This window comes from Paenibacillus sp. JQZ6Y-1 (genome assembly GCF_040719145.1).
Classification (GTDB): Bacteria; Bacillota; Bacilli; order Paenibacillales; family Paenibacillaceae; genus Saccharibacillus; species Saccharibacillus kandeliae.
Map to the genome: position 1 here is coordinate 3,188,666 of NZ_JBFDUZ010000001.1, position 23,796 is coordinate 3,212,461.

The 23,796-nt window shown below is 47.6% G+C and carries 20 protein-coding genes and 1 riboswitch; of the genes, 5 read left to right on the forward strand and 15 right to left on the reverse strand.

Annotation, left to right across the window (positions count from 1 at the left end):
* Window positions 1-335: 335 nt before the first annotated feature.
* Window positions 336-1,553 carry an AI-2E family transporter gene (locus ABXR35_RS13535; RefSeq protein ID WP_367060876.1) on the forward strand — a complete coding sequence of 406 codons (1,218 nt, stop codon included), beginning with the start codon at window positions 336-338 and terminating at the stop codon, window positions 1,551-1,553.
* Window positions 1,554-1,925: 372 nt separating this feature from the next.
* On the opposite strand, the gene ABXR35_RS13540 is transcribed toward ABXR35_RS13535, so the two are convergent.
* The 13 genes from ABXR35_RS13540 to cymR all read right to left on the reverse strand — a co-directional run bounded on the left by ABXR35_RS13540 (window position 1,926) and on the right by cymR (window position 16,544).
* Window positions 1,926-4,493, reverse strand: a complete 2,568-nt coding sequence (locus tag ABXR35_RS13540) for a methyl-accepting chemotaxis protein (protein WP_367060879.1) — start codon at window positions 4,491-4,493, stop codon at window positions 1,926-1,928.
* Window positions 4,494-4,847: 354 nt separating this feature from the next.
* Window positions 4,848-6,215 carry a peptidase U32 family protein gene (locus ABXR35_RS13545; RefSeq protein WP_367060882.1) on the reverse strand — a complete coding sequence of 456 codons (1,368 nt, stop codon included), beginning with the start codon at window positions 6,213-6,215 and terminating at the stop codon, window positions 4,848-4,850.
* A 121-nt stretch (window positions 6,216-6,336) separates the two neighbouring features.
* Window positions 6,337-7,266, reverse strand: a complete 930-nt coding sequence (locus tag ABXR35_RS13550) for a peptidase U32 family protein (RefSeq protein WP_367060885.1) — start codon at window positions 7,264-7,266, stop codon at window positions 6,337-6,339.
* A 295-nt stretch (window positions 7,267-7,561) separates the two neighbouring features.
* Window positions 7,562-8,734, reverse strand: coding sequence for an endolytic transglycosylase MltG (gene mltG / locus ABXR35_RS13555; protein ID WP_367060888.1), 1,173 nt, complete (start codon window positions 8,732-8,734; stop codon window positions 7,562-7,564).
* 105 nt (window positions 8,735-8,839) lie between these two features.
* Entirely contained in the window at window positions 8,840-9,148 is a 309-nt protein-coding gene (locus ABXR35_RS13560) for a DUF1292 domain-containing protein (RefSeq protein ID WP_367060891.1), read from the reverse strand.
* A gap of 4 nt (window positions 9,149-9,152) precedes the next feature.
* Entirely contained in the window at window positions 9,153-9,449 is a 297-nt protein-coding gene (locus ABXR35_RS13565; protein WP_367060894.1) for a DUF1292 domain-containing protein, read from the reverse strand.
* A gap of 11 nt (window positions 9,450-9,460) precedes the next feature.
* Window positions 9,461-9,877 (reverse strand): Holliday junction resolvase RuvX, encoded by a 417-nt coding sequence (gene ruvX / locus ABXR35_RS13570; protein WP_367060897.1) that lies wholly within the window; start codon window positions 9,875-9,877, stop codon window positions 9,461-9,463.
* Window positions 9,878-9,894: 17 nt separating this feature from the next.
* Window positions 9,895-10,155 (reverse strand): IreB family regulatory phosphoprotein, encoded by a 261-nt coding sequence (locus ABXR35_RS13575; protein WP_017813465.1) that lies wholly within the window; start codon window positions 10,153-10,155, stop codon window positions 9,895-9,897.
* 286 nt (window positions 10,156-10,441) lie between these two features.
* A complete protein-coding gene (gene alaS, locus ABXR35_RS13580; protein ID WP_367060900.1) occupies window positions 10,442-13,069 on the reverse strand; it encodes an alanine--tRNA ligase in 2,628 nt (875 codons plus the stop codon).
* Between the two features lie 681 nt (window positions 13,070-13,750).
* Complete coding sequence (locus tag ABXR35_RS13585; RefSeq protein WP_367060903.1) at window positions 13,751-13,954, reverse strand: YrzR-like zinc ribbon domain; 204 nt, start codon at window positions 13,952-13,954, stop codon at window positions 13,751-13,753.
* A gap of 160 nt (window positions 13,955-14,114) precedes the next feature.
* Window positions 14,115-14,606: a PRC-barrel domain-containing protein gene (locus ABXR35_RS13590; protein ID WP_367061455.1), complete on the reverse strand. Its 492-nt coding sequence runs from the start codon at window positions 14,604-14,606 to the stop codon at window positions 14,115-14,117.
* A gap of 139 nt (window positions 14,607-14,745) precedes the next feature.
* On the reverse strand, window positions 14,746-15,891 hold the full coding sequence (locus tag ABXR35_RS13595) for a cysteine desulfurase family protein (protein ID WP_367060905.1): 1,146 nt from the start codon (window positions 15,889-15,891) through the stop codon (window positions 14,746-14,748).
* 233 nt (window positions 15,892-16,124) lie between these two features.
* Complete coding sequence (cymR, locus tag ABXR35_RS13600) at window positions 16,125-16,544, reverse strand: cysteine metabolism transcriptional regulator CymR (RefSeq protein WP_367060908.1); 420 nt, start codon at window positions 16,542-16,544, stop codon at window positions 16,125-16,127.
* Between the two features lie 290 nt (window positions 16,545-16,834).
* Between cymR and mnmA the strand changes: the two genes are divergently transcribed.
* The 4 genes from mnmA (at window position 16,835) to ABXR35_RS13620 (ending at window position 22,581) form a co-directional block, all read left to right on the forward strand.
* Window positions 16,835-17,959, forward strand: coding sequence for a tRNA 2-thiouridine(34) synthase MnmA (gene mnmA, locus ABXR35_RS13605; RefSeq protein WP_367060911.1), 1,125 nt, complete (start codon window positions 16,835-16,837; stop codon window positions 17,957-17,959).
* A 471-nt stretch (window positions 17,960-18,430) separates the two neighbouring features.
* Window positions 18,431-19,414 carry a LacI family DNA-binding transcriptional regulator gene (locus ABXR35_RS13610; protein WP_367060914.1) on the forward strand — a complete coding sequence of 328 codons (984 nt, stop codon included), beginning with the start codon at window positions 18,431-18,433 and terminating at the stop codon, window positions 19,412-19,414.
* A 197-nt stretch (window positions 19,415-19,611) separates the two neighbouring features.
* On the forward strand, window positions 19,612-20,856 hold the full coding sequence (locus tag ABXR35_RS13615) for an MFS transporter (protein WP_367060917.1): 1,245 nt from the start codon (window positions 19,612-19,614) through the stop codon (window positions 20,854-20,856).
* Window positions 20,857-21,054: 198 nt separating this feature from the next.
* Window positions 21,055-22,581, forward strand: a complete 1,527-nt coding sequence (locus ABXR35_RS13620; protein ID WP_367060920.1) for a glycoside hydrolase family 32 protein — start codon at window positions 21,055-21,057, stop codon at window positions 22,579-22,581.
* A gap of 167 nt (window positions 22,582-22,748) precedes the next feature.
* On the opposite strand, the gene crcB (ABXR35_RS13625) is transcribed toward ABXR35_RS13620, so the two are convergent.
* Both crcB (ABXR35_RS13625) and crcB (ABXR35_RS13630) read right to left on the reverse strand, forming a co-directional pair.
* Window positions 22,749-23,111, reverse strand: a complete 363-nt coding sequence (gene crcB, locus ABXR35_RS13625) for a fluoride efflux transporter CrcB (protein ID WP_367060923.1) — start codon at window positions 23,109-23,111, stop codon at window positions 22,749-22,751.
* The gene (crcB, locus tag ABXR35_RS13630) at window positions 23,101-23,496 is read right to left on the reverse strand and encodes a fluoride efflux transporter CrcB (protein ID WP_367060926.1); all 396 of its coding nucleotides are present in this window, start codon (window positions 23,494-23,496) and stop codon (window positions 23,101-23,103) included. Before crcB (ABXR35_RS13630) ends, crcB (ABXR35_RS13625) begins: the two co-directional genes overlap by 11 nt.
* Window positions 23,497-23,585: 89 nt before the next feature.
* Window positions 23,586-23,648, reverse strand: a riboswitch (Fluoride riboswitch).
* Window positions 23,649-23,796: the final 148 nt, after the last annotated feature.

Consider the following 23,796-nt stretch of genomic DNA (forward strand, 5'->3'; position numbering starts at 1 on the left):
CTCCTTTCGACACCTGATCCAGCGTAACATGCTAGAGCAGTCTCCATTGCGGTGGTTAGCAGACGATTGGAATTCATAGCGGTTGACAATATACTTGTGTAGTAGAATCATGCTGTGGTCTGATTGGCTTTTGCGTCCATTGCATCTATACTATTTTAGCATACGGCAAAATGGTAGTTGTAACAGCGGACTTTACAATAAAGACAGATATGCTATTCTGCTTATGAATCTGTAGTTGTTGATTGGCTTGCTGTTACATAATGATATACCTGCTTGCTATCTGCTGTTATATTACATGTTATTCATTTCAAGCTGTAGAAGGAGTTTGTATCGTTATGTTGCCTTTGTACAAAAAATACTGGCGAACCGTATTTGATATTGCGGTCGTCGTATTGACGGTTTATCTCGTCCTATTGCTATCTAGCTGGCTGTACCGCATTGCGGCGCCCGTGTTTCTATCTGTGTTGATTTTTGCGATCATCGAGCCGTTTGCTATGTTTCTGAATCGGCGTGGATTACCCAAAATGGCAAGCTCGGCGATTGCTGTACTTGTCTTTGTCTTGATTATTTTGGGCGCGTTATTTGGTGCCGGATTGGTTTTCGTATCCCAGATTGGTCAGGTCACTGACGCTCTACCGGGATATGCGTCCATCGTGCAGCAGCATTTTGCAAGCTTTACTGTCTTTTTACAGGATAAACTAAACGCATTGCCACCCAACGTAACAGAGCAGATCAATGAATATTTTGCTACCTTTACCGCAGGATTGGCAGTCTGGGGCAAATCGCTATTCAATGTTGCGATCGGCTGGCTAGGTACGTTCTCGTCGTTTATCGGCAGCTTTGCGGTTGGCATTATTCTAGTATTCTTCCTGAGTGCCGAGATTAATCTATGGCGACGAATCGCTCATGAGAAAACGCCGAATACAATCAAAAAAGCCGTCTTTTTTCTAAAAAATCACGTATTCTTCGCGATCGGTGCTTATCTCAAAGCCCAGCTGATTATGGTATCGCTAACCTTTGTACTGGTTTACATCGGGTTATTGATCTTGCAGGTGGATCATTCGTTTTCGCTTGCAATCTTGAGTGCGCTGTTTGATATTTTACCGTTGCTAGGGATTCCGGTTATTTTCCTGCCTTGGATCATTTACCTATTTATCGTTGGGCAAACGGGGCTGGGAATTGGACTAACCGTACTGCTAGTTGTCGTGATGCTGACTCGCCAGCTGCTAGAGCCAAAAATAACTGGCAATTCGATCGGTATCACCTCTGCTTATCTGATGCTGTCAGCGATGATTATCTCACTGTCAATCTTCGGGGTTGCTGGTCTGGTGCTATCGCCTATCTTGATTATTTTGCTCAAAGAATTGTTTGTACAGGGGTATTTGCAGCGCTGGATTACACTGCCGAAGGAAGAGTTTGAACCTATGCCCTCTAGCGATGGTGATGTAACCAATGCAACTGTCAGCAATGATGAGCCAGTAGCAGGAGCTTCTGTCGATTCCCCATCGTCTGCGAGTACAACAGCATTCACTGATAAAGACGATGCAACATAATTATACTCAAAGCAATGTCATCTATACTCCACTGATTCTCTTTAAGAAGATGACTGCAACGTGAGGTTATCGCTATCAACTGCCTTCCAGTAACTCACAGTGTAAACTAACAAGCGACAACAAAAAGGACACTTCCCTCAACGGGAAGTGTCCTTTTTTGTATCTCGATCTTATGACTGTGTAATGAACTAGAGTTGCTAGGGCTGGCTGATAGTAGGATTGCTATAGTTGCTTGCCCATTCGTTTATTCATTAAATATAGCCCCTATCTTACCGTATGCAGATATGGAGATCCTCATATTCTGCATACTCCAGATGATTAGGATGGACCGAACTCTGAATGATCTCTGACTCACTTCTGACTCACCTATATTCAGGCTTCTTTGCCCAGATGCGGTTTGTCTTCCTCATTCTGTTGCGAGGATGCTTCGCTGTTACCGCCATTATGCTCCTCCGAAGAAGCACGACCTGACGGATCATGAGCCACCGCATCCGAAGCTTCGGTCGTTTCAGAGGCAGCTGATTCGTTACCGATAGTATCCGCAGTACCCTGCTCAGCTTCATCAATCGTAAAGCGAGCAATCGTGTCTTTCAGACCAACCGACACGGTTTCCAGTTGACTGGACAGAGTAACCAACTGACCGCTGACATTCTGCTGTTCGCTACTCAGAGAAGCAACCTCCTGCGAGGTAGCGGACGACTGTTCAGCAACAGCACTCACATTGCTCATCGCTTCGCTCATGGACTGCTGTACATTGTTCAACTCGGAGATGGACTGTGTTGCAGATCCGAGCTTGGTTACGAACTCCTTCATTTGCTCCTGTACCGTTTCAAAGATACCAGTTGTCTCCTGTACCGCTTCCGTTTGCTGACGGAACAATGGATATGCTTCGTTCAGCACACGTACGGTTTCGTCCATTTCCTTCTGGATATTGGTCGTAATCTCACCGACCATCAGGATTGACTGACGCGATTGCTCTGCCAGATTGCGAACCTCATCGGCAACGACCATAAAGCCTTTACCTGCCGCACCTGCGCGAGCCGCCTCAATCGTTGCATTCAGAGAGAGGATATTGGTCTGCTTGGTGATATTCTGCATCGCATCCAGCACCTGCTGAACGGAGGACGTGCTTTCTTTTAATGAATCGATCCGGTTATTGAGGGAACGAATCATATCCTCAGTTACCTTCGTTTTGCCAAGCAGACTTTCCATATGATGTACGCCAGTTTCGCTGGCATGCTCCACCTGTTGAGCGGACACTTCCATCTGCTTGTTCGCACCGACTACTTTGCTCATGCGGTCATTCATTGTCTCAGTCAGTTCCGTCCCGCGCTCGGCTTCCAACGCAAGACTACTAGCTCCATTGGCAATTTCTTCTGTAGCAACGGCGATCTCGCGCGCAGATACTGCGGTTTGACGCGATGCTTGACTGAGTGTAGAGGCTGTATCCAGCACCTGCTGCGCGGAATCATTGGTCTGTTTGACCAAATTCGTAATCTTTTCCATCATCGTATTAAAGGCTAGTGATAGCTGCCCAATCTCATCCGAGGACTTGTGCTGCATCCGTACATTCAGTACGCCTTCGGAGCCTTGGTGCATCAATTGCTGCAAGTCACGCAGCGGACGACCGATCATGCGAATGATCAGCAATCCGATCAGAATCGCAATAATACCAAAGATTGCTGCCATAATCCAAGTCAATGTTAGAATCGGACTTGCACTGGAAACGAGCGCCTGTACCGGCACCGTTCCGATCAGTTTCCAATCGACGGTACTGAGTACGGAGTAAGCAGCCAGAATCGGCTGTGTGCCTTGATCATTTTGGAAACGACCGCTACCTTCCTTGATCTGATTGATAAAGGACAACTTGGATGGCTCACTCACCGTCTGCTCTATTGTAGAAGCAATAACCGTATTTTGCGGTCCACCCACCAGATCAATATTACTACCATCGCCCAGATTCAGATTGTCGATCTGATCGTTTAGCCATTTGCTATTAATGCTCATGACGAACACGAACGAATCAGTGCTGCTGGAAATACGCATGGCGCGGGCATAGACAAAGTTTTTATTAGTACCTTCCGTTTTGGCAGTTGGCACCCACTGCATCACACTGTTATTGCTCGCTAGTGATTGGTACCAATCAGTTTTGCGAACTTGCTCTGCCGTTGGGATGCCGGTTCCAGCACTAATAATGCTCAGCGAAGGATTCATTGGTACAAGATAGATCGCTTCGATGGAATCCGTAGAATTCAATTGATTTTGCAGATTTTCGCTGATTGAATTGATCGTTTGATACTTGTCATAGGCTGTTTGTCCATCACGCGATAGTGCTTCAAGATCGCTCTGCATGGTCGGATCAAAGAATACTTGAACCGATGTATTCACCAGTTGACCGAGCATAACATCCAGCTTTTCGCCCGTTTGGATAATCGCCTGTTCATTGCTAATGGCTGCATTTTCCTGAATTACGCTTTTGGCACGTACGTACGAGAATGTACCGAGTAGAACGACACAGACCATAATTGCGATAAAAAACATCAAAAATAACTTAACACCGACCGATTTGGACGGGTTGAAATTACGCCAATTGCGAGCTGCCGATAACGACGCGCGACTGGCATGTTTGAAGCGGATACGCGGCTTGGTATTGGGTTTTGTAGGTTGAGCCGCAGCATCGGATAACTGGTTGTCCAGCTGTTGATCCGAAGCCAGCGATGACTCCGTTGGTTGTGACATATCCTGCAATACCACCTGTTGATTTCCGCGACCGCGCCCCTTAAACCACTTATGTAAGGCTTTCTGCGATGGCGCTTGTTCCCCTGATTGCTTCCGTTTCTCCTTCTTGCCCTTCTTGTTTTCCCCCGATGTGTTCAGTAACTGTTTGGATAATTTTGCTGGCTTGCGATTAGACTTGTCTGGCTTTTGCCATAACCCCATACTCTTCACCCACCATTTTCAAATTCATGAACCTGTTCCCGTATTCCGGTCATATTCTCTGTATTGTCCACATCATGTATCCTAGTTGGAGTTCAATAGTTACAGTTCTGCTTCCATTATCGGTGATTATCCAGTAAAAATGAACCCCCTTTTTCCAAATAATTAAGGTCTTTACGCCTATTATGTATGAAAAACCTCACATTAGATATAAATTTCCGTATTTTGTTATCGCTCTCATTTTGGTGACTATGGGTAATCTGTCATGGTTTATAACATGAATAGGCAAAAAAAGGGATAAACAATACCAGATGAACGAATCATTCCAGTAAGTTTATCCCTTACAAAGTATCTACTCTACGAAATAGTGGCTACTTCTTTTGCTCTTTTAGCAGTTTTCACATTCTTTTTACGCATCATATCAAAATAGCGAACCGGCTGATCCACCTTCATTTTGATCTTTTGCAATGGATGACGCGCGGCATCTAGCTCATTGCCTTCCTCATCCCAGATCGTACCGACCTGCTGCTTGAAGAAGGTATTATCCGGTCCAAAAAACTCAATTTCCTGTCCCGGTTTAAAATGATTACGCTGTTGAATCGTTGCTACACCTGTAGCCGCATCATAATCCAGCACCAGACCAGCAAAGTCATACGGTACAGCCTTATCTTCCGGCTCATAGATATGATCCTCTTCATCCGGTGTATCATAAAAGAAACCGGTGTTGAGCGGACGATTGGCGGCTTTATTCAGCTCTTCCAGCCATTCTGGCTTCAGCACATAGTTCTCAGGATCTGCCATGTAGGAATCAATCGCCTGACGATACGCGTTAACAACCGTAGCTACATAGTGAATCGACTTCATACGTCCTTCGATCTTAAAGCTGTCGATCCCGACTTCAATCAGATCAGGAATGGCTTCCAGCATACACAGGTCCTTCGATCCCATCGAGAACGGATTGTCACCCTCATTGTACAATGGAAGTTGATTGTCTCCGAGCGCGAATGGTTCCGGTGTCCGGTTATCCAGCATCTCTTCCTCAGACATCCAGCCGGATTGTGGACGAGCATCCTCGAACAGATCGTATTTCCAGCGGCAGGATTGGCAGCAGCCACCACGGTTCGAATCACGGTCTGTAAAATGGTTGGACAATACACAGCGTCCTGAGAACGATGAACACATCGCCCCGTGGATAAACGATTCAATCTCCACATCGACATGCTTTTTGATCTCAGCAATCTCTTCCAGACTGGTTTCGCGACCAAGCACAACACGCGGCAAACCTTCTTCTTTCCAGAATTTCACTGCCTGCCAGTTCAGCGTCGATTGCTGAGTGCTTAGATGCACTTCCAGCTTTGGCGCGCAGCGTAGTGCCACTTCAATAATCGTCGGATCAGCCACGATAATTGCGGAGATACCGACATCCTCTAGATTGCGCAGGTATTCTTCAATACCGTCTACATCTTCATCATGTGCATAAATGTTCGTTGCAACAAATACTTTGGCACCGTAACGATTGGCAAATTCTACACCTTCCCGCATCTCTTCAAAACTGAAGTTATCTGCGTTGGACCGAAGACCGTATTTTTGTCCGCCGATATATACAGCGTCTGCACCATAGTGAATGGCGAATTTCAGCTTTTCCAAATTACCCGCAGGCGCCAACAGCTCAGGCTTGTCCAGACGGTATCGTTTGCCGAAATGTATTGGTTTTGCTTTACTCATTGGAGATCTTCCCCCTCGATCATATTGCTTGAACATCGTTGACTCTAAATGATTGTATTTGTGTACCAAATACCCTATGTTTTGAACCGCAGCATCATGTAACTGTTACATAGCGATTTTCTTAAAATACCTGTTCCTTATAAAAGAATCCAAACGCAAGCTCACGTTCCGGGTCCTGCAATGCACGAACCTCATCCAGCCATTCTTCGTCATACTCGTACGTTTCTGGATGATCCGCATACGCATCGATAGCGGTACGATATGCACGCACAACCGCCTCATTATACTCTGGCGATTTCAGTATGCCTTCGATCTTCAAGCTCTGTACGCCCGCTTCCATCAGCAGATGCAAATCTTCCAAAATGCAAATGTCCTCAGAGCTCATAATATGCGTTCCATTGCTATCTTCATAAATCGGGAATTTCTCATCCTGACGTTCTGCCTCGATCAGGAACAATCCACGGGTCAAACCGAGATCACCATTAACCTCGCGTCCTTGATGTGCCATATAGCTCTGCACCAGCTGACGTTTGGAATGATAAATATTAGTCATGCCGTGTACCTGCACCTGCGCTTCTACCTTGATCTTATCCATCATACCGGTAATCTCATCCATATTCAGCTCACGCGCCAGTACCGCCCGTGTAGCGCCCTTATTGCCCCAGTAGTTGGCAGTGGATGAACTAGTTGATGTCATCTCAGCATTCCAATGCAGCTTCAGCTCTGGCGCCAGTTCGCGCACTGTCGTCAACACCGCCGGATCGCCAAACTCAATTCCGTCCACATTCAGATCACGCAGCCCCTCGATATAAGCCGATAAACCATGCAGTAACTCGTTGGTCATCAGATTATTAACTGCCACATATACCTTTTTGCCATGCTGGTGACTATAGGCTACCGCTTCGCCAATCTGCTGCAAAGTCATATTTCCGGGTAATCGCATACCATACCGTTCTTCACCGACCAAAAAAGCGTCAGCGCCCGCTTCCGCTAGACGACGCAATTCCTTCAGTGAGGATACTGTCACCAACAGTTCCGGTTTATTACTCATTGTTCAGCACCTCCCAGCCTTCCAGCTGTTATTTACATATTCCTATTCATTCATAGGGCATTGCTCCGCTTACTTCCGATGATAGCACGCTATCTATCATACAGGATAAACGGAGCAGGTTTGAAGCTCATTTGTGTGCATATGAAGACGTTTTGCCTGCACGCCCAAAAGCAGGCACACATCATGCAGCGATCTAGCCTGCTTGATGTGTGCCCGCCTTACTTGTGGCGTGAGGAAACCATATATTGCAGTCTATCGATACAGATACAATAAGATGGGTTTGCTTACGGATTAATTACGGATTGCTGCTTTCGGTACTTTGCTCGGTTCCGGTCGTTGCCGACGTGTCAGTACCTGTCGTTGCTTCTACATTGCCAGCGCCTTCTGTCGTTTCACTCTCGTTCGTCTGTCCTGTTCCAGAGGCGCTGGTAGCATTGCTGGTTTCGATGTTTTTCTGATGCTCGGCGTAGGTCTTAGCAAACAGATGACCGCCCGATCCATCCTTCTTGGTCACATAATACAAATACTCTGATGTTTTCGGCTCTAATGCCGCTTTAATAGATTCAATGCCCGGATTGGCGATTGGACCCGGTGGCAGACCGTCATGCAGGTACGTATTATAGGGGCTATCGATTTTCAGATCAGAATACAGCAGACGCTGCTTTTGCTTGCCTAGCGCATATTGCACGGTAGCATCAATTTGCAGGCGCATCTTCTGCTTGATCCGATTATCGATTACGCCTGCTACCTCGGCACGCTCTTCCGGTACCACCACTTCACGCTCGATCAGTGAAGCTTCCGTCAGCAATTGATGCAAATTCATTCCGCGTGTCTTGAGCTTGCCGTCCAGATTATCGATGGTCGCCAGATTGGTGCGCATGCCTGCCAGCATGTTAGCGATCACATCTTCCTCAGTGCTTTCGATTGGCAAATCATACGTTGCTGGGAACAGATACCCTTCCAACGGATGCAAAATACCATTGCCCGTCGGTACATTCCACTCGCGCGCCTGCTTGAACTGGGATGGATCATCTACCAGCTTCATAAACTTGTCGCGATCCACAAAGCCAGCTTTACTCAGCTTGTCGGCAATCTGAGTAACGGTATAGCCTTCGGGAATCGTAAATTTCATCGTTTTCGGTACGACCACGTCCGCTGTATTCAGACGTGTAATAATCTGGTCATACGTCATGCCTGGTGTAAATTCATAATTGCCCGCTTTGAATTCACTGCCCTCATGATGCCAGCGCAGATACAATCGGAACGCAAGCGCGTTGCGGATAATGCCTTGATTTTGCAGTTCCTCGGACAATGCCGAAGTGGACGTGCCTTGTGCCAGCGTGTATGCCACTGGCTGATCCGACGTTGCGGTCGGCTGCATTGCATTCTTGCCGTAGATCGCAGCACCTGCCGCAGCAAGAATGAGGATAATAATGATGATTGCAAATGTCCTGACCACTTTACGCAATGGATATAACATCTCCTTTGACAGTCAAAAAGAGCGGAAAGGTTCCCGCTCTTCTTAGAAAGTACATGACCGCAGCAGCAATGCCTGCTGTATACAGATCCGTGATTAATCTTCAAACGGTAAGGTCAATTCGTCATATAACTCCGCTACATCTTCCCATTCATCGTCATCATCAATCGTGACCAGCTCCGGCTTGTCGCCCGAACCTTCCACCACTTTTAAAATTTCGACTTCTGTATCCGGCAATGCTGTATCCTTTTGCAATACGGCATACGCACCGGTCTCCGCCTCAAATTCACTGATCAAACGATAAACAACCGTTTCGCCGTCTTCATCGGTTAACTCGATAAGTACACCGTAGGCTTCCAGCAGTCTAGATGATAGCTTGACATTACTCGCAGAAAGATCGCTCATGGGCTTATTCACCATCCAATTCAGCTACTAATGTATTGAAGGTCTCTTCGACGATCTGCCACTCGTCTTCGTCTTCAATAATGTACAGCTTCAAATCGTCGTCGTCTTCCTCATATCGGAACGCATATACTTCGTCGGTATCGTCCTCTGTGGCTTCCATAGGCACGACCATCATATATTTGGCGTCCGAACCATCAACCTCAAATTTCATGATGACTTCAAATTCCTCTTCATTGCCATCATCATCAGGGATATAAATAATTTCCGGTTCGTCCTCAAGCAAATTTTGATCTTTCGCCATATTAACCACCCTCACCTTTTACTTTTAGAATCCAAGTAATTTTGTAAAATCAAGCTTGCGGCCATTTTATCCACGACCTGCTTGCGTTTCTTCCGGCTTACATCAGCCTCAATCAATGTGCGCTCGGCTGACATCGTTGTAAGCCGTTCATCCCAAAGGTGAACAGGCAGCTGCACAGATTCCCGAAGATGTTCTGCAAATTCGATACATAGTTGACCACGGGGACCAACACTTCCGTTCATGTTCTTGGGGAGTCCAACTACAATCTCGTTGATCTCGTGTTCCTTGACCAGTTCGGCAATACGTTCCAGTACTTCGGGGTTGCGCTGCCGGTCAATAACCTCCAGTCCCTGAGCGGTCCAACCGAACGCATCGCTTACCGCAATACCAATCCGGCGGTCTCCGTAATCGAGGCCTAATATTTTCATGTGTGTACGCTCCGTCTCTACCGATGACTGGCCAGGTAGGAACGGACCAGTTCTTCAATTAATTCGTCCCGCTCTTTTTTGCCAATCAGACTACGCGCATTGTTATGCCGGGGAATATAAGCGGGGTCCCCGGAAATGAGGTAACCGACAATCTGGTTGATCGGGTTGTACTCCTTCTCCACCAGTGCATCATACACGGTGAGCAGTATTTCCTGTGAGGAGCTTTCATGCTCGTCACCTTTGACGCTAAACTTCACAGTTTTGTCCATGGAGTCCACTCGCTGACACCTCGCTTTTTCGGAAAGTGATGGAACACACGCTTCCTCAAAATGGAATCCCCTGATGTTCATGTTGATTCTCTCTCATCATAACACATCAAGCGATATACAAGGAATATTTACGTTAAAACTAATCGAAAAGTTACAGAATTTTAAAGTATATGGCAGAAACATGTAAGCGGCTCACAATCTTGCTCTCATTACCGTTTGTACTGCTTCGGTCTGAATGATCAATAAGCCACATGAATCCGCTGGTCGGTCATCTTGTCTGTCGCGCTGTTTTCCGTTATACAGAAGCGACGTGTTGTTTGGCTGCTTCCAGTGCTTCGTTCAGCTTGGATGCATCTTTACCGCCTGCTTGCGCCATATCTGGACGACCGCCACCGCCGCCGCCGCAGATCGCTGCGACTTCTTTGACCAGCTTACCAGCATGCAGTCCGCGTTCGATACCGGATTTTGGTACTACGACAACAAAGTTTACTTTGTCCTCAATCGCCGCTCCAAGTACGAGTACCGCTTCTGGCAATTTACCTTTCAGCTCATCCGCCAGACCACGCAGAGCGTCCATGCTTGGCGCATTAACTGCGGTTGCCAGCAATTGCGTGCTGCCGACTGTCTCCACTTGATCGGTCAATTGACCCGCTTCGATCAGACTCAGCTTGCTTTGCAGGGATTCATTTTCACGACCGAGGTCGCGTACTTGCTGGTTCAGCGCTTCGATGCGTTTTGGTACATCGTGTACGTTGGATTTCAGTTGACCCGCTGCCTGTTTCAGGATGTCCAGCTGGCTATCAAGGAACATGTATGCCAGACGACCAGTTACCGCTTCGATACGGCGTACACCGGAGCCGATGCCGCTTTCGGATACGATTTTGAACAGACCGATACGGGATGTGTTGTCTACATGGCAACCGCCGCACAGCTCGATGCTGTAATCGCCGATTTTAACTACACGTACAATATCACCGTATTTCTCGCCGAACAGTGCCATCGCACCCATTGCTTTCGCTTCGTCGATTGCTGCGTAGTTGATCTCTACATCTAGAGATTTCCAGATTTCCTGATTCACACGACGCTCGATATCGACGATCTCTTCTGGTGTTAGACTGCTGAAATGGGAAAAGTCAAAACGCAGACGCTCTGCTTCCACCAAAGAACCTGCCTGATTGGCATGGTTGCCCAGCACTTCTTTGAGCGCTTTGTGCATCAGGTGAGTTGCGGTATGGTTTTTGATAATATCGTTGCGGTTTGGCTCGTCAACTTGTGCAGTTACAGTATCGCCGACACCCAGCTCGCCGGAGCTGATCGTTACGATATGCACAGATTGACCACGTGGTGCTTTGAACAGCGTTTCTACCGATGCTTCAACCTTGTCGCTGCTGAGCAGACCAAGGTCACTCACTTGACCGCCACTCTCTGCGTAGAATGGAGTCACGTCGAGAATCACTTGTGCTGTTTGACCCGCGCCAGCGCTTTGTACAAACGCATCATCCACGATGATTGCTGCTACAGTTGATTGAACTGTAAGCTGCTCGTAGCCGATAAATTCGCTCTTCGCATCCAGCTCGGACAATACGCCGCCTTGAACCTTCATACTGCCACTATCTTGACGAGCTGCACGTGCGCGGTCACGTTGCTCCTGCATAGCTGTATCAAAACCTTCGCGATCCACAGTCAGACCGTTTTCCAGTGCATAATCCTCAGTCAGGTCAAATGGGAAACCATAGGTATCATACAGTTTAAAAGCATCTGCGCCGCTAATCGACGTTTGCCCTTTCGCTTTGGCTTGCTGAGCCAGCTCACCGAGAATATTCAGACCATCAGACAACGTTTCATGGAAGCGTTCCTCTTCGGTGCGAATGATTTTCTCGATATAATCCTGCTGTTCCACGACAGTTGGATAGTATACGCCCATCACATCGCCTACAGTTTTGACAAGACTGAACAGGAACGGTTTATCCAGACCAATCACTTTCCCGTAACGAACGGCACGACGTAGCAGACGGCGGATGACATAACCGCGTCCTTCGTTGGATGGCAGTACGCCATCGCCTACTGCAAAGGTAACCGTACGGATATGGTCAGCGATAACTTTCAGCGCTACATCGGTTTCGTTGTTTTCTTTGTATGTTACACCGGCAATACGCGCGGTTTCTTGAATCATCGGTTGGAACAGATCAGTGTCAAAGTTGGAATCCACATCCTGCAAGATAGAAGTGAAGCGTTCCAGACCGGCACCAGTATCAATATTTTTGTTTGGAAGCGGCGTGTAGCTGCCGTCTTTGTTATGGTTAAACTGGGAAAATACGAGGTTCCATACTTCCAAGAAGCGCTCGTTTTCGCCGCCTGGGAACATTTCTGGATCGTTCGGATCAAGCGCACCGTAAGCATCGCCGCGATCATAGAAAATCTCGGTACACGGTCCGCATGGACCTTCGCCGATATCCCAGAAGTTGTCTTCGAGCTTGATGATGCGCTCCGCTGGCAGACCGATTTTCTCGTTCCACAGCTTGAATGCTTCTTCATCCTCTGGATATACGGTTACGGACAGGCGCTCTGGATCAAAGCCGATCCACTCTTTGCCAGTCAGAAATTCCCATGCCCAAGTGATTGCTTCTTCTTTGAAGTAGTCACCGATGGAGAAGTTACCCAGCATCTCAAAGAATGTATGGTGACGGCGTGTTTTGCCGACATTCTCAATATCATTTGTACGAATACATTTTTGCGAGTTGGTAATACGCGGATTGTCCGGCTGCACTCGTCCGTCAAAATAAGCTTTCAACGGTGCCATACCAGCGTTAATCCACAGCAGAGATGGATCATTAATCGGTACAAGTGGCGCACTAGGCTCCACTTTATGTCCTTTGCTCTCGAAAAAAGCGAGCCATTTGGAACGGATTTCACTTGCTTTCATAAATAGCGAGCCTCCTCAGATGTAGCGTCTAGCATACAGACGCGGAAAATGCGGTGCGTAGGGATGCACCGGATGTACACAGCGGCGGCAGATGCTGTACGATACAGCCCAACGTGCCTAGTGAACATGCAATGGCCTTGAAATCTAAAAAAACGCCCCTGCTCATAGATCAGGGACGGTATTCTTGTATTTCCTACAGCGGCTTCTCCCTGCACCTCTTCTTTGATTATGCATATGCCCAGCATAAGCCGAACGGTAAAAAAAGAGGTATGCACAGATACCCGATTCCGCCGCAATGGTGCATGCTGCGCGGAATTTCACGATTTTTCAACAACCTATACCAGTATATCCAGCGTTTCCGGCTCTGTCAATGACAGCAGACATGGATACAGACGCGATGAGAGCGTTATCGTTTCTTCTAAAAAGGCACTGCCAAAACGTTCTGTATCGCTTGTGACAGATGATGGTAACCGCCCTGCGTTTGAACCTCTGTGTATAGGGTGGTAGCACTTGCTACATCAGTCATCCAAGCCAAAAAACCGCGACTCGACGACATACGATGTTCGTATGCCATCGGTCGCGGCGATGTTCAGTCATGAGCTGCTACCATGGTATGTATGGAATTGCGACTGTCCAGCATAAATGCCCCGACCGCTTTCCTTGCTGCGTAATACCTACATTTTAGGAGGATAACGAAATGGATGCTGCTGCTAGCGGCTGTTCGACGAACAGATCGTCCAGCGAGCTAAGCGTGCCATCCTCTTCGACTTGGTACACAGACATCTTTCCATTATTTACAGTCAATTCGATAAAACAGCCCCAGCAATAAAATTGATGCGAGCCAATCTTGCCGATATCTTTAGAACTACAGTTTGGACATTTCATTCCGCGCTCACCCTATCCGTCTACAAGTTTGGGCAGCTGGCTTGCTGTAAGGCATGATTCTTTCATACCCGTACCGTATGTATACGCGGCACGGACGCGCCTCGGCTTACGAAGCGCGTCCGCAGCATATGATTCCGGCCGCTGCTGTGCCAGCTACAGTTTACAGGCATTCCTCCAGCCGCTGACCACTGGCGATGGGTGCCATAATGGCGCTTTCACCAAATGCAACCTGCGTGCTGATCGGAAGCCATTTTCTTCCGCCAATCAGATCGGAGATAAAACCGTCGCTAATTTCGATCCCGGTAATGCTTTTACCCAGTTCAGGATTAAAGTAAACATCGGACACATAGCCGAGGATCGCTCCATCACCAGTAAGGACAGGCAATTCTTTCAATTTGCTGTTCCCGATTAAAAATGTATGCTGAATATCGTCAGCCGCCTTTTGGCGGACTGCATGTTGATTGCGAATCATAATGGCATCATTGCCGCAGCTCACAACATCCTCCCATTTCACCGTACGGACCTGGAGTGAGAACAGCCCCTTACCTTCCAGCTCGAAGCCGTATACCGACCAGTCCTCCGTAATGATAAAATCGTGGATCTTGCCCAGCTGTTTGCCGTCTTCCACATCAAATACAGCGAGTCCTATCATGCTTTGCACCTTTAACACTTTCAGGACCTCCTCAGCGCACATTTTGCGCGGGTACGGAAACCGGAACATGCTCATGTCCGGAGATGGCAGCGCCCGACATCTATCCTCCCTTATTCACCATACAGGGGAGTCCTTAACATCATTTACGTATCCGTTGTAAAATGGTTGCAATTTTCTGTGCGGTTTGTTCAATTTCTTGTGTAGTATTACCCAGCCCAAAGCTAAAACGAATCGCCGATTGTTGTACATTTTGTGGTAAATTCATCGCCTGTAGTACATGAGATAATTCCAGCGATCCAGAGGTGCATGCCGAACCGCTTGCCGCGGCAATTTGCTCCATATCGAGATTCATGAGCATCGTTTCGCTGGTCGTGCCGGGAAAGCTCACATTAAGAATATGCGGCAGCGATTGCTCTAGCGGCGTATTGATTACAAATGCTTCTCTGCCTGCCTTCTCTTCCAGCTGCTCCAGAAAATGACGACGCAGTAATGCCAGCTCGTTATGACGCTGCTCCAGCTTGTCGGTCGCTAGCTCCACCGCTTTGCCAAAACCAGCAATTCCAGCAAGATTCTCAGTACCTGCACGACGCTTGCGTTCCTGCAAACCACCATGCAGCAGCGGCTCCAGCTTGGTTCCTTGCCGTACATACAGCGCACCGATGCCTTGCGGGCCGTTAATCTTATGCGCGGAGAAGCTGATCATATCAACGGGAAGCTCATTACAGTTGATCATCACACCGCCCAGAGCCTGCACTGCATCCGTGTGAAACAGAATGCTATGCTCACGCGCCAGCTGTCCGATCTCCTCAATCGGCTGCAGAGTGCCAACTTCATTATTGCCAAACATAATGCTGATTAGAATCGTATCTGGGCGAATCGCAGCGCGCAGCTCATCTAGCGATACGCGACCGTGTGGATCGACTGGCAAATAGGTGATTGTGTACCCACGCTTCTCTAGCACCTCACATGCGTGCAGCACCGCATGATGCTCAATCTGCGATGTGATGATATGACGTCCCTGCTCCTTCAGCGCTTCCGCTACGCCGAACAATGCCAGATTGTCGCTCTCTGTGCCGCCTGCTGTAAATACGAGTTCATTGGGATGGCAGCCGAGTCGATTCGAGATCAGATCGCGCGCTCGACTGACGATCTGCTTGGCAGCACGTCCAAAGGAATGGACGCTGGACGCATTGCCATGTGTACCGGTCATTACATTTAGCATGTGTTGTGCTACTTCTGGATGTACTGGTGTAGAAGCAGCATGGTCAAGATAGATTGGAGTCATTTCAGTTCACCTTGTCTTTCCTTTTATATTGTAAAGTTTCTGCAAAAGAAGCTTCTATATCAAATTAACGAAGATTCACTACATTATATGCCTGCGCCCTTCATCTCGCTAGACACAACAAAAAACGGAAGAGCCCGCAGCGCAGTGGCGACGGTTCTTCCGCTTTTTCCGATTTCATGATCTCAGTGTGCTGCTTATGCTATGCAACAACGCATACCAGACAGCGACGTGGATCAAATATAGAACATGTAATTGTCTTCCGCACCTTCATCCTGATAACTGATCAGGTCTTTGAGGGTGGTGGAATCGATCACGCTGGCGATGGCGTCACGGATTTGCATCCACAGATGACGCTTGGCTGCCACGTCCTCATCGGTAAAATCAACGACCGAAACCGGTCCTTCCAGCACGCGGATCACTTCGCCTGCTGTAATCTGCTCCGGCTCGCGGGACAGAATATAGCCGCCGTATGCGCCACGAATACTTTTCACCAGACCCGCATTACGCAGCGGAGCGATCAGTTGCTCCAAATAATGCTCGGACAGCTGGTTTCGCTCAGCAATACTTTTTAAAGAAGTGGGACCTTCGCCAAAACGCGAAGCCAGCTCCATCATAATCGTCAGACCGTAACGTCCTTTGGTTGAAATTTTCATAATGTGCACCTCGTCTCTATTATGACCAAACGCATGAATATTGTCGCTTTATTGTTATTGCTTTATTTCACAAACCCAATTATAATTAGCAGTTGCACATCAGCTATGCATTTCCAATAATTCAGTGTATTCCGATCATTATTCTATCTTATCGTAACACAGATGAATAGCGTTTGGGAAATGGAATTGCGAGTTGTAGCAAAATTGTAATGATTGGTAAGCGGGATGCCACTCGCTGTACCACCGGCACTTCAATCCGGTTCAATATTAAACGGGGATGTGATATGCAAATGGCAAAAGCAATTTCAGAAACACGAGTGGTCGTCGGAATGTCCGGCGGCGTAGATTCTTCGGTTACCGCGCTACTGCTCAAACAGCAGGGGTACGATGTAATCGGTATTTTTATGAAAAACTGGGATGATACCGACGAGTTCGGCAATTGTACCGCCGAGGACGATGCGGAAGATGTACGCCGTGTCTGCGAACAGATCGGTATACCTTACTATACGGTCAATTTTGAAAAGGAATATTACGACAAAGTCTTCTCGTACTTCCTAGAAGAATACAAAAACGGCCGCACACCGAATCCAGATGTTATGTGCAACCGTGAGATCAAATTCGGTGAGTTCCTGAACAAAGCGCTGGATCTGGGTGCGGATTATGTGGCAACCGGTCACTATGCACGCGTTGTAGATCAGGACGGAACACTGACCCTGTTGCGCGGTGTCGACAATAACAAAGATCAAACGTACTTCCTGAACGCGCTCAATCAGCAGCAGCTGTCCAAAGCGATGTTCCCTATCGGTCATCTGCCGAAGCCCGAAGTACGCCGAATCGCAGCAGAGCATGATCTGTACACAGCGAAGAAAAAAGACAGCACTGGCGTTTGCTTTATCGGGGAGCGCAATTTCCGCGAATTCCTGAGCAACTATCTGCCTGCCAAATCTGGCAATATGGTTGATATTGCAACGGGCGAAGTAAAAGGTCGTCACGACGGTCTGATGTACTATACGCTTGGTCAACGTCAAGGTCTCGGCATCGGCGGCTCTGGTAACGGACAACCGTGGTTCGTCGCAGACAAAGATCTGGAGCAAAACATTCTGTACGTCGTACAGGGGGATGCGCATCCAAGTATGTACTCGACTGGTCTGATCGCATCGGGCATCAATTGGATCAACGGCAATACACCGGCTGCTGGCACTACCGTAACCTGCACCGCCAAATTCCGCTATCGTCAACCGGATCAAGGCGTTACACTCACTTGGCAGGAAGACGGCACTGTACATGTTCAATTCGATGTACAGCAAAAAGCAATCACACCGGGACAAGCAGTTGTCTTTTATGATGGCGATGTGTGTCTGGGCGGCGGCACGATTGAAGTTGCTGAAAAAGTACCTTACGAAGCACTGGTGTAAGATCAGACACAATCTATGGAATATGGAGCTTCAGCATTACGTGTACGTACTACCCTGAGAATACAATAGGTCATACTTGTAAGACGTGAGTAGCATGACTGAGTATGAAAGGATAAGCAAGCAATACGTTAGACCTTCAACCTTCCGCTATATCGTTTGCCTTCTTGGGAACGAGACAGCGGAAGGTTTTTGCTATCATCGCTGAATGATGATAGGTGTGTATGTAATGCGCCATAAACAGTAATCAACCTCTGACATCGTTTACGGGATAGAAAGATACATCCTTCCTCTCAGATATTCAGTCATTAAAGCATGTGATATTTGTTCTATCATGCACGGTTGTTTCTGTATGGGGTGCATGTATCTGTAGATTCATTCATCTGTACATTCACTTATTTGTAGGTCAGGCGCTTTTCTTCTTTTGCCTCTAGGCAAATGGTATACTATAAAGAAAAAAACGGAGGCTGCCGCATGAAAGCCAAGCTGGAAGATGTTGCCCGACTCGCCGGCGTCTCGCCGACAACAGTGTCGCGCATGATGAACAACCGAGGTTATGTCAGTGAAGCAACCAAAACCAAAGTACGTAGCGCAATGGAGGAATTGAATTATTTTCCTAACGATATTGCGCGTTCGCTATTCAACAAGCGTACCCATCTGATCGGACTGATCCTGCCAACGACAGCGAATCCGTTTTTTGGAGAGCTGTCGTTTCATATTGAGAATCTATGTGCTGCGCATGGGCTAAAAGTGCTGCTGTGCAACAGCTTGAATCGAATCGACAAGGAAGAACAATATGCCGAGATGCTGATGCGCAATCAGGTGGATGGCATTATTGTCGGTACGCATAACCGAGGGATTTTGAATTATAAACGTGCCAATTTGGCGGTAGTTGCCATCGACCGTTATTTGTCCGATACGATTCCGGTAGTCAGTTCCGACAATTATGAGGGTGGACGACTGGCAACACAGCGCTTGATCGACGGCGGCTGTCAGCATATTATCCATTTTAACGGACCTGCCGAGTTGGAAACCCCTGCACAGCTGCGCCGCAAGGCTTTTGAGGATGTGATGCAGCAGCATGGATTGCCGCATCATACGTATGAGATTGAATTGCCACTCGATCGGGACGATCAGTTAAAGCACATTCGCCTTGCCTTGGACGAGCATCCTGAAGTGGATGGCATATTCGCCAGCAATGATATGATTGCAGCGTCGGTTATATACGAAGCCGGTGTACGCGGTATCCGTATTCCAGAGGATCTGAAATTGGTCGGTTATGACGGCACAAATGTGATCTCGTCTGCGATTCCGCAGCTGACTACGATCCGTCAGCCGATTGAAGAGATTGCACGCACTGCCATTGAAGTATTATTGCGTGAAATTGACGGTGAATTTGATGAAGCCCAGCGGCAGACGATTTTGCCTGTAGCATTGTATGACGGCTCCACCGCTTAAAGGATGTAATAATCTGCTGTTTATATGATCACATGATTAACATGATGTAAGCTTGATCCATGATGCTACCGTAGCGCCTTCGATGAAGGCGTTTTTTTATGCAAGTATATATTTTTATGTCATCCGGTTGACATATGAAACCGGTTGACATACAATTCATTCAAGAAAGCACTTACATGAATGAAGGAGCGAGCGATATGCCTGTATCAAAAAGCCTGTACTGGAAGCTAAGCCTTTACTTTTTCTTCTTTTTCGTTTGTTGGTCGTCCAGCTATTCTCTGTTCTCCATCTGGCTCGGTCAGGAGATGAAGCTGACGGGGGCGCAAACGGGTCTGATCTTCTCTGTAAACGCTATCTTCGCGCTATGCGCCCAACCACTCTACGGCTTTATTTCCGATAAAATCGGTCTTCGTCGTAATATCTTGCTGTTTATTAGCTTATTGCTGGTGTTCACAGGACCATTTTTCGTTTTTGTCTACGGTCCATTATTACAGGTGAATGTATGGCTGGGCGCGATTGTCGGCGGATTGTTTCTGAGCGTTGGGTTTCTGGCTGGGGTTGGCGCCATCGAAACATATGTGGAAAAGGTCAGCCGCAAGTACGGTTTTGAATACGGTCGCTCGCGGATGTGGGGTTCACTCGGTTGGGCAGCAGCGACGTTCTTTGCAGGACAGCTGTTCAATCTGAATCCCAATATCAACTTCTGGATTTCATCCATTTCGGCGGTTATTCTAGTTGGCATCATCCTATCGGTACGCATCCATGTCACGGAAACAGAATTGGAAAAGGCAGCTTCGGTTACGCTCAAGGATATTGGACATTTGTTCACGATGCGTCCGTTCTGGTACTTTATGCTGTACGTGATCGGTGTTGCCTGTGTGTACGGAGTATATGATCAACAATTTCCAATCTACTATTCATCGTTATTCCCTTCTCATGAGATTGGTAATCAGGTATATGGTTATTTGAACTCGTTTCAGGTATTTCTGGAAGCAGGCATGATGTTCATGGCTCCTTTTATCGTGAACAAGCTGGGGGCGAAGAAATCGCTGATTCTCGCTGGGTTGCTGATGGCGCTGCGCATTATCGGCTCTGGTCTAGTATTTGAGCCGATTGGTATCTCGGCAGTGAAGCTCATTCACGCGCTGGAATTGCCGATTATGCTGATTGCTACTTTCAAATATCTGGCGGCGCATTTTGATACTCGTCTCTCTTCCATTCTGTATCTGGTTGGCTTCCAATTCGCTTCCCAAGTCGGTCAGGCAGTGCTGTCACCGATTGCCGGATCGTTGTATGACGATATTGGCTTCCGCTATACCTATCTGGTGATGGGTGCGCTGGTGCTGCTGTTCACACTGATCTCCATCTTCACCCTATTTAACGATAAAACTAAGACGCCCCAGCTGAACGGGCAGTTAGAGCCACAGCAGCAGTTAACATAAATGCCAGCTCTAAATCATATCTTTGCCTTGGTCATTTCGTGGTTTGATAGTTTCAGATGTGTACAGTTATATAGTCCCTTAGTTCTGCACTATCTTACTTTCAACATTCTAGCGTTGCAGAATTCCCGAATTTCCTAGCATCATCGAATGCGAAGATCATCGTTCTCAACTGCTTAATACATTCAAGGAGGAACATCTATGTCTACACTTCATTCCATTCAAAACGCTGCTCAAGCACTTCAGCTTGCCGGAAAGAGCATCAATCCGCAGTATCGTCCCGGTTATCATATTGCCGCCCCTGCCAATTGGATCAATGATCCAAACGGAATGGTGCAGTTTAACGGCGAATATCATGTGTTTTACCAGCATCATCCGTATGATGAGAACTGGGGACCGATGCACTGGGGGCATGTGAAAAGTAAAGACCTTGTGCATTGGGAGCATTGTCCGATTGCGCTGGCACCGGGCGACGAGTGTGATGTGGACGGCTGCTTTTCCGGCAGTGCGGTGGATAATAACGGGGAACTGACGTTAATTTACACGGGTCATCATTATACGGACCGCGCCAAAGACCTGTTCACGCAAAATCAGAATATTGCGGTCAGCCGAGATGGTATCCATTTTGACAAATACGGCGTCAATCCGGTCATTGCCGAGCCACCGACGGACAGCGCGCATCATTTCCGTGATCCGAAGGTATGGAGACATGAGGATACATGGTATATGGTGCTGGGCAATGCGACGCAGGATGGTCATGGGCGCGTAATTCGGTATCATTCACCGGATTTGCGCAATTGGACGTATGATGGCGTGCTTGCAGCAAGTGACGGTACGCTTGGCTTTATGTGGGAATGCCCGGACTTTTTCGAGCTGGACGGTCGGCATGTGCTGCTATTCTCTCCGCAAGGTATGGAGCGTGAGGAGGATCGCTATCTGAATTTGTTCCAGACGGGCTATCTGATCGGCGATTATGATTATGATACTAACGAGTTCCAACATGGGGAATTCCGTGAGATGGATCATGGGCATGACTTTTATGCCGTGCAGACACTGCTGGATGATAACGGTCGCCGTATTGCCATCGGCTGGATGGATATGTGGGAATCGGATATGCCAACCAAGCAGCATGGCTGGGCAGGCGCGCTTACGTTGCCGCGTGTACTCCATTTGAATGAAGCTGGGCAATTGCTGATGAATCCAGTGCAAGAAATGGAATTACTGCGTCGGGAGTCATTTGCACTAGATCAGACTGTTGCAGTGGATAAGGCTTCTACAACAGATGAAGGCTTTACAGTGGAACAAAGCTGTAAGGTAGAAATGAAGGAATCTCTGTTGGAAATGATCGCTGTCTTTGATCTGAATACCAGTAGTGCCGAACAGGTTGGATTGATTCTGCATAGTGATGCGGGTGATCAAACGGTTATCTCTTATGATATTGCGGGCGGCAAGCTGACACTAGATGCTTCTCAAGCCGGTAAACCGCAAGATGGTGTGCGGACAGCACCTTTGCAGCATAACGGACAACTGACGCTGCGTATCTTCGTGGATCGTTCGTCGATTGAAGTATTTGCTAATGATGGACTGGCAACTTTAACAAGCCGTATTTATCCGCAAGGATCGACATCGAGTCTGGAACTGACTACTGTTGGCGGCAATGCAGTCGTGAAGCAATGGACATGCTGGTCGCTTAACGATGTGTGGAATGAGCAGCAATCTAACGAATAATACGGATAACTACATCATCTAAAATCAAAAGACCTTTCAGTCCCCTCCCATCTTGATCCACGGGAAGGAGACTGAAAGGTCGTTTTGACTTGCAGACAGACGAGTATGCAGATGGAATGATACAGGCGTTCATCACTGAATGTGTAACTCACATATAGCTATCTTTACTAGAGCCGATGCCCTAACCACATCCCCACACCCGCAAGCCCGATGCCGAGAATATACGATAAGCCCAAATACCAGATCAACGTAGGATACTTTTCCTTGAGACGCAATTCCATATTTTCCAGCTTAAAAGTAGAAAAGGTCGTAAAGCTACCCATGAATCCCGTACCGATCAACAGCTGCATATGATGGTCTGCTCCGCTACCGATCAGCAGTCCAAGCAAAAAGGAGCCGCTCAAATTGATCAAAAAGGTTCCCAGCGGAAACTCCATCTGCCAGCGCTTTTTCATCCAACTAGAGAATAGAAAGCGTGCCAGCACACCGAAGATCGCACCTACTGCCACCAAGAGAATATTAATGAGCATGCTGCTGTCCCTCCCTTCGATCCAGCCAGCGCTGACTTAGGTAAAAGCCGAATTGGGTCGCCAGTAAACCGCCGAACAAACTGCATCCGACGTAGACCATCGCCAGCCCATACATCCCCTCTTCTAACAGCTGTATACTTTCCACACTAAAGGTCGAAAAGGTCGTGAACGAACCGACAAAGCCTGTCCCGATGGCGGTCGCCCATGCAGGCGATACGCGCGGCAGCCGAGCGATATATTTCATCACAATCGCCAATAGAAAGCAGCCGATTATATTAATCAACAATGTTGCAAACGGAAATCCATGATTCGGAATCCACATACTGAGTAGATACCGGCACATCGCACCTAGTATCCCACATATAACAAGCAGCACATACAGCATAATTCCACATCCTTTACGGTCATCAACTTGGATTGCTATCTATACACAACAAAACTCCTACCTGAACAAACACAGAACGACTGTGCTTTGAGCAGGTAGGAGTCATTAGCTGAGATCAGCGGTTACAGGCGAACTCCATCGCCGATTACGTCATCTTACGTTGTATTTTATCATACTGGAATCGACGTCATGTGTAAATATGTATACAACCTTCCTTCTTCCATTCAGCATATGGGAAATGGAAAATCCATAGTGGTGAATGTCTGCGTCCATAGGGTATGATGATACTAAATTAGCACG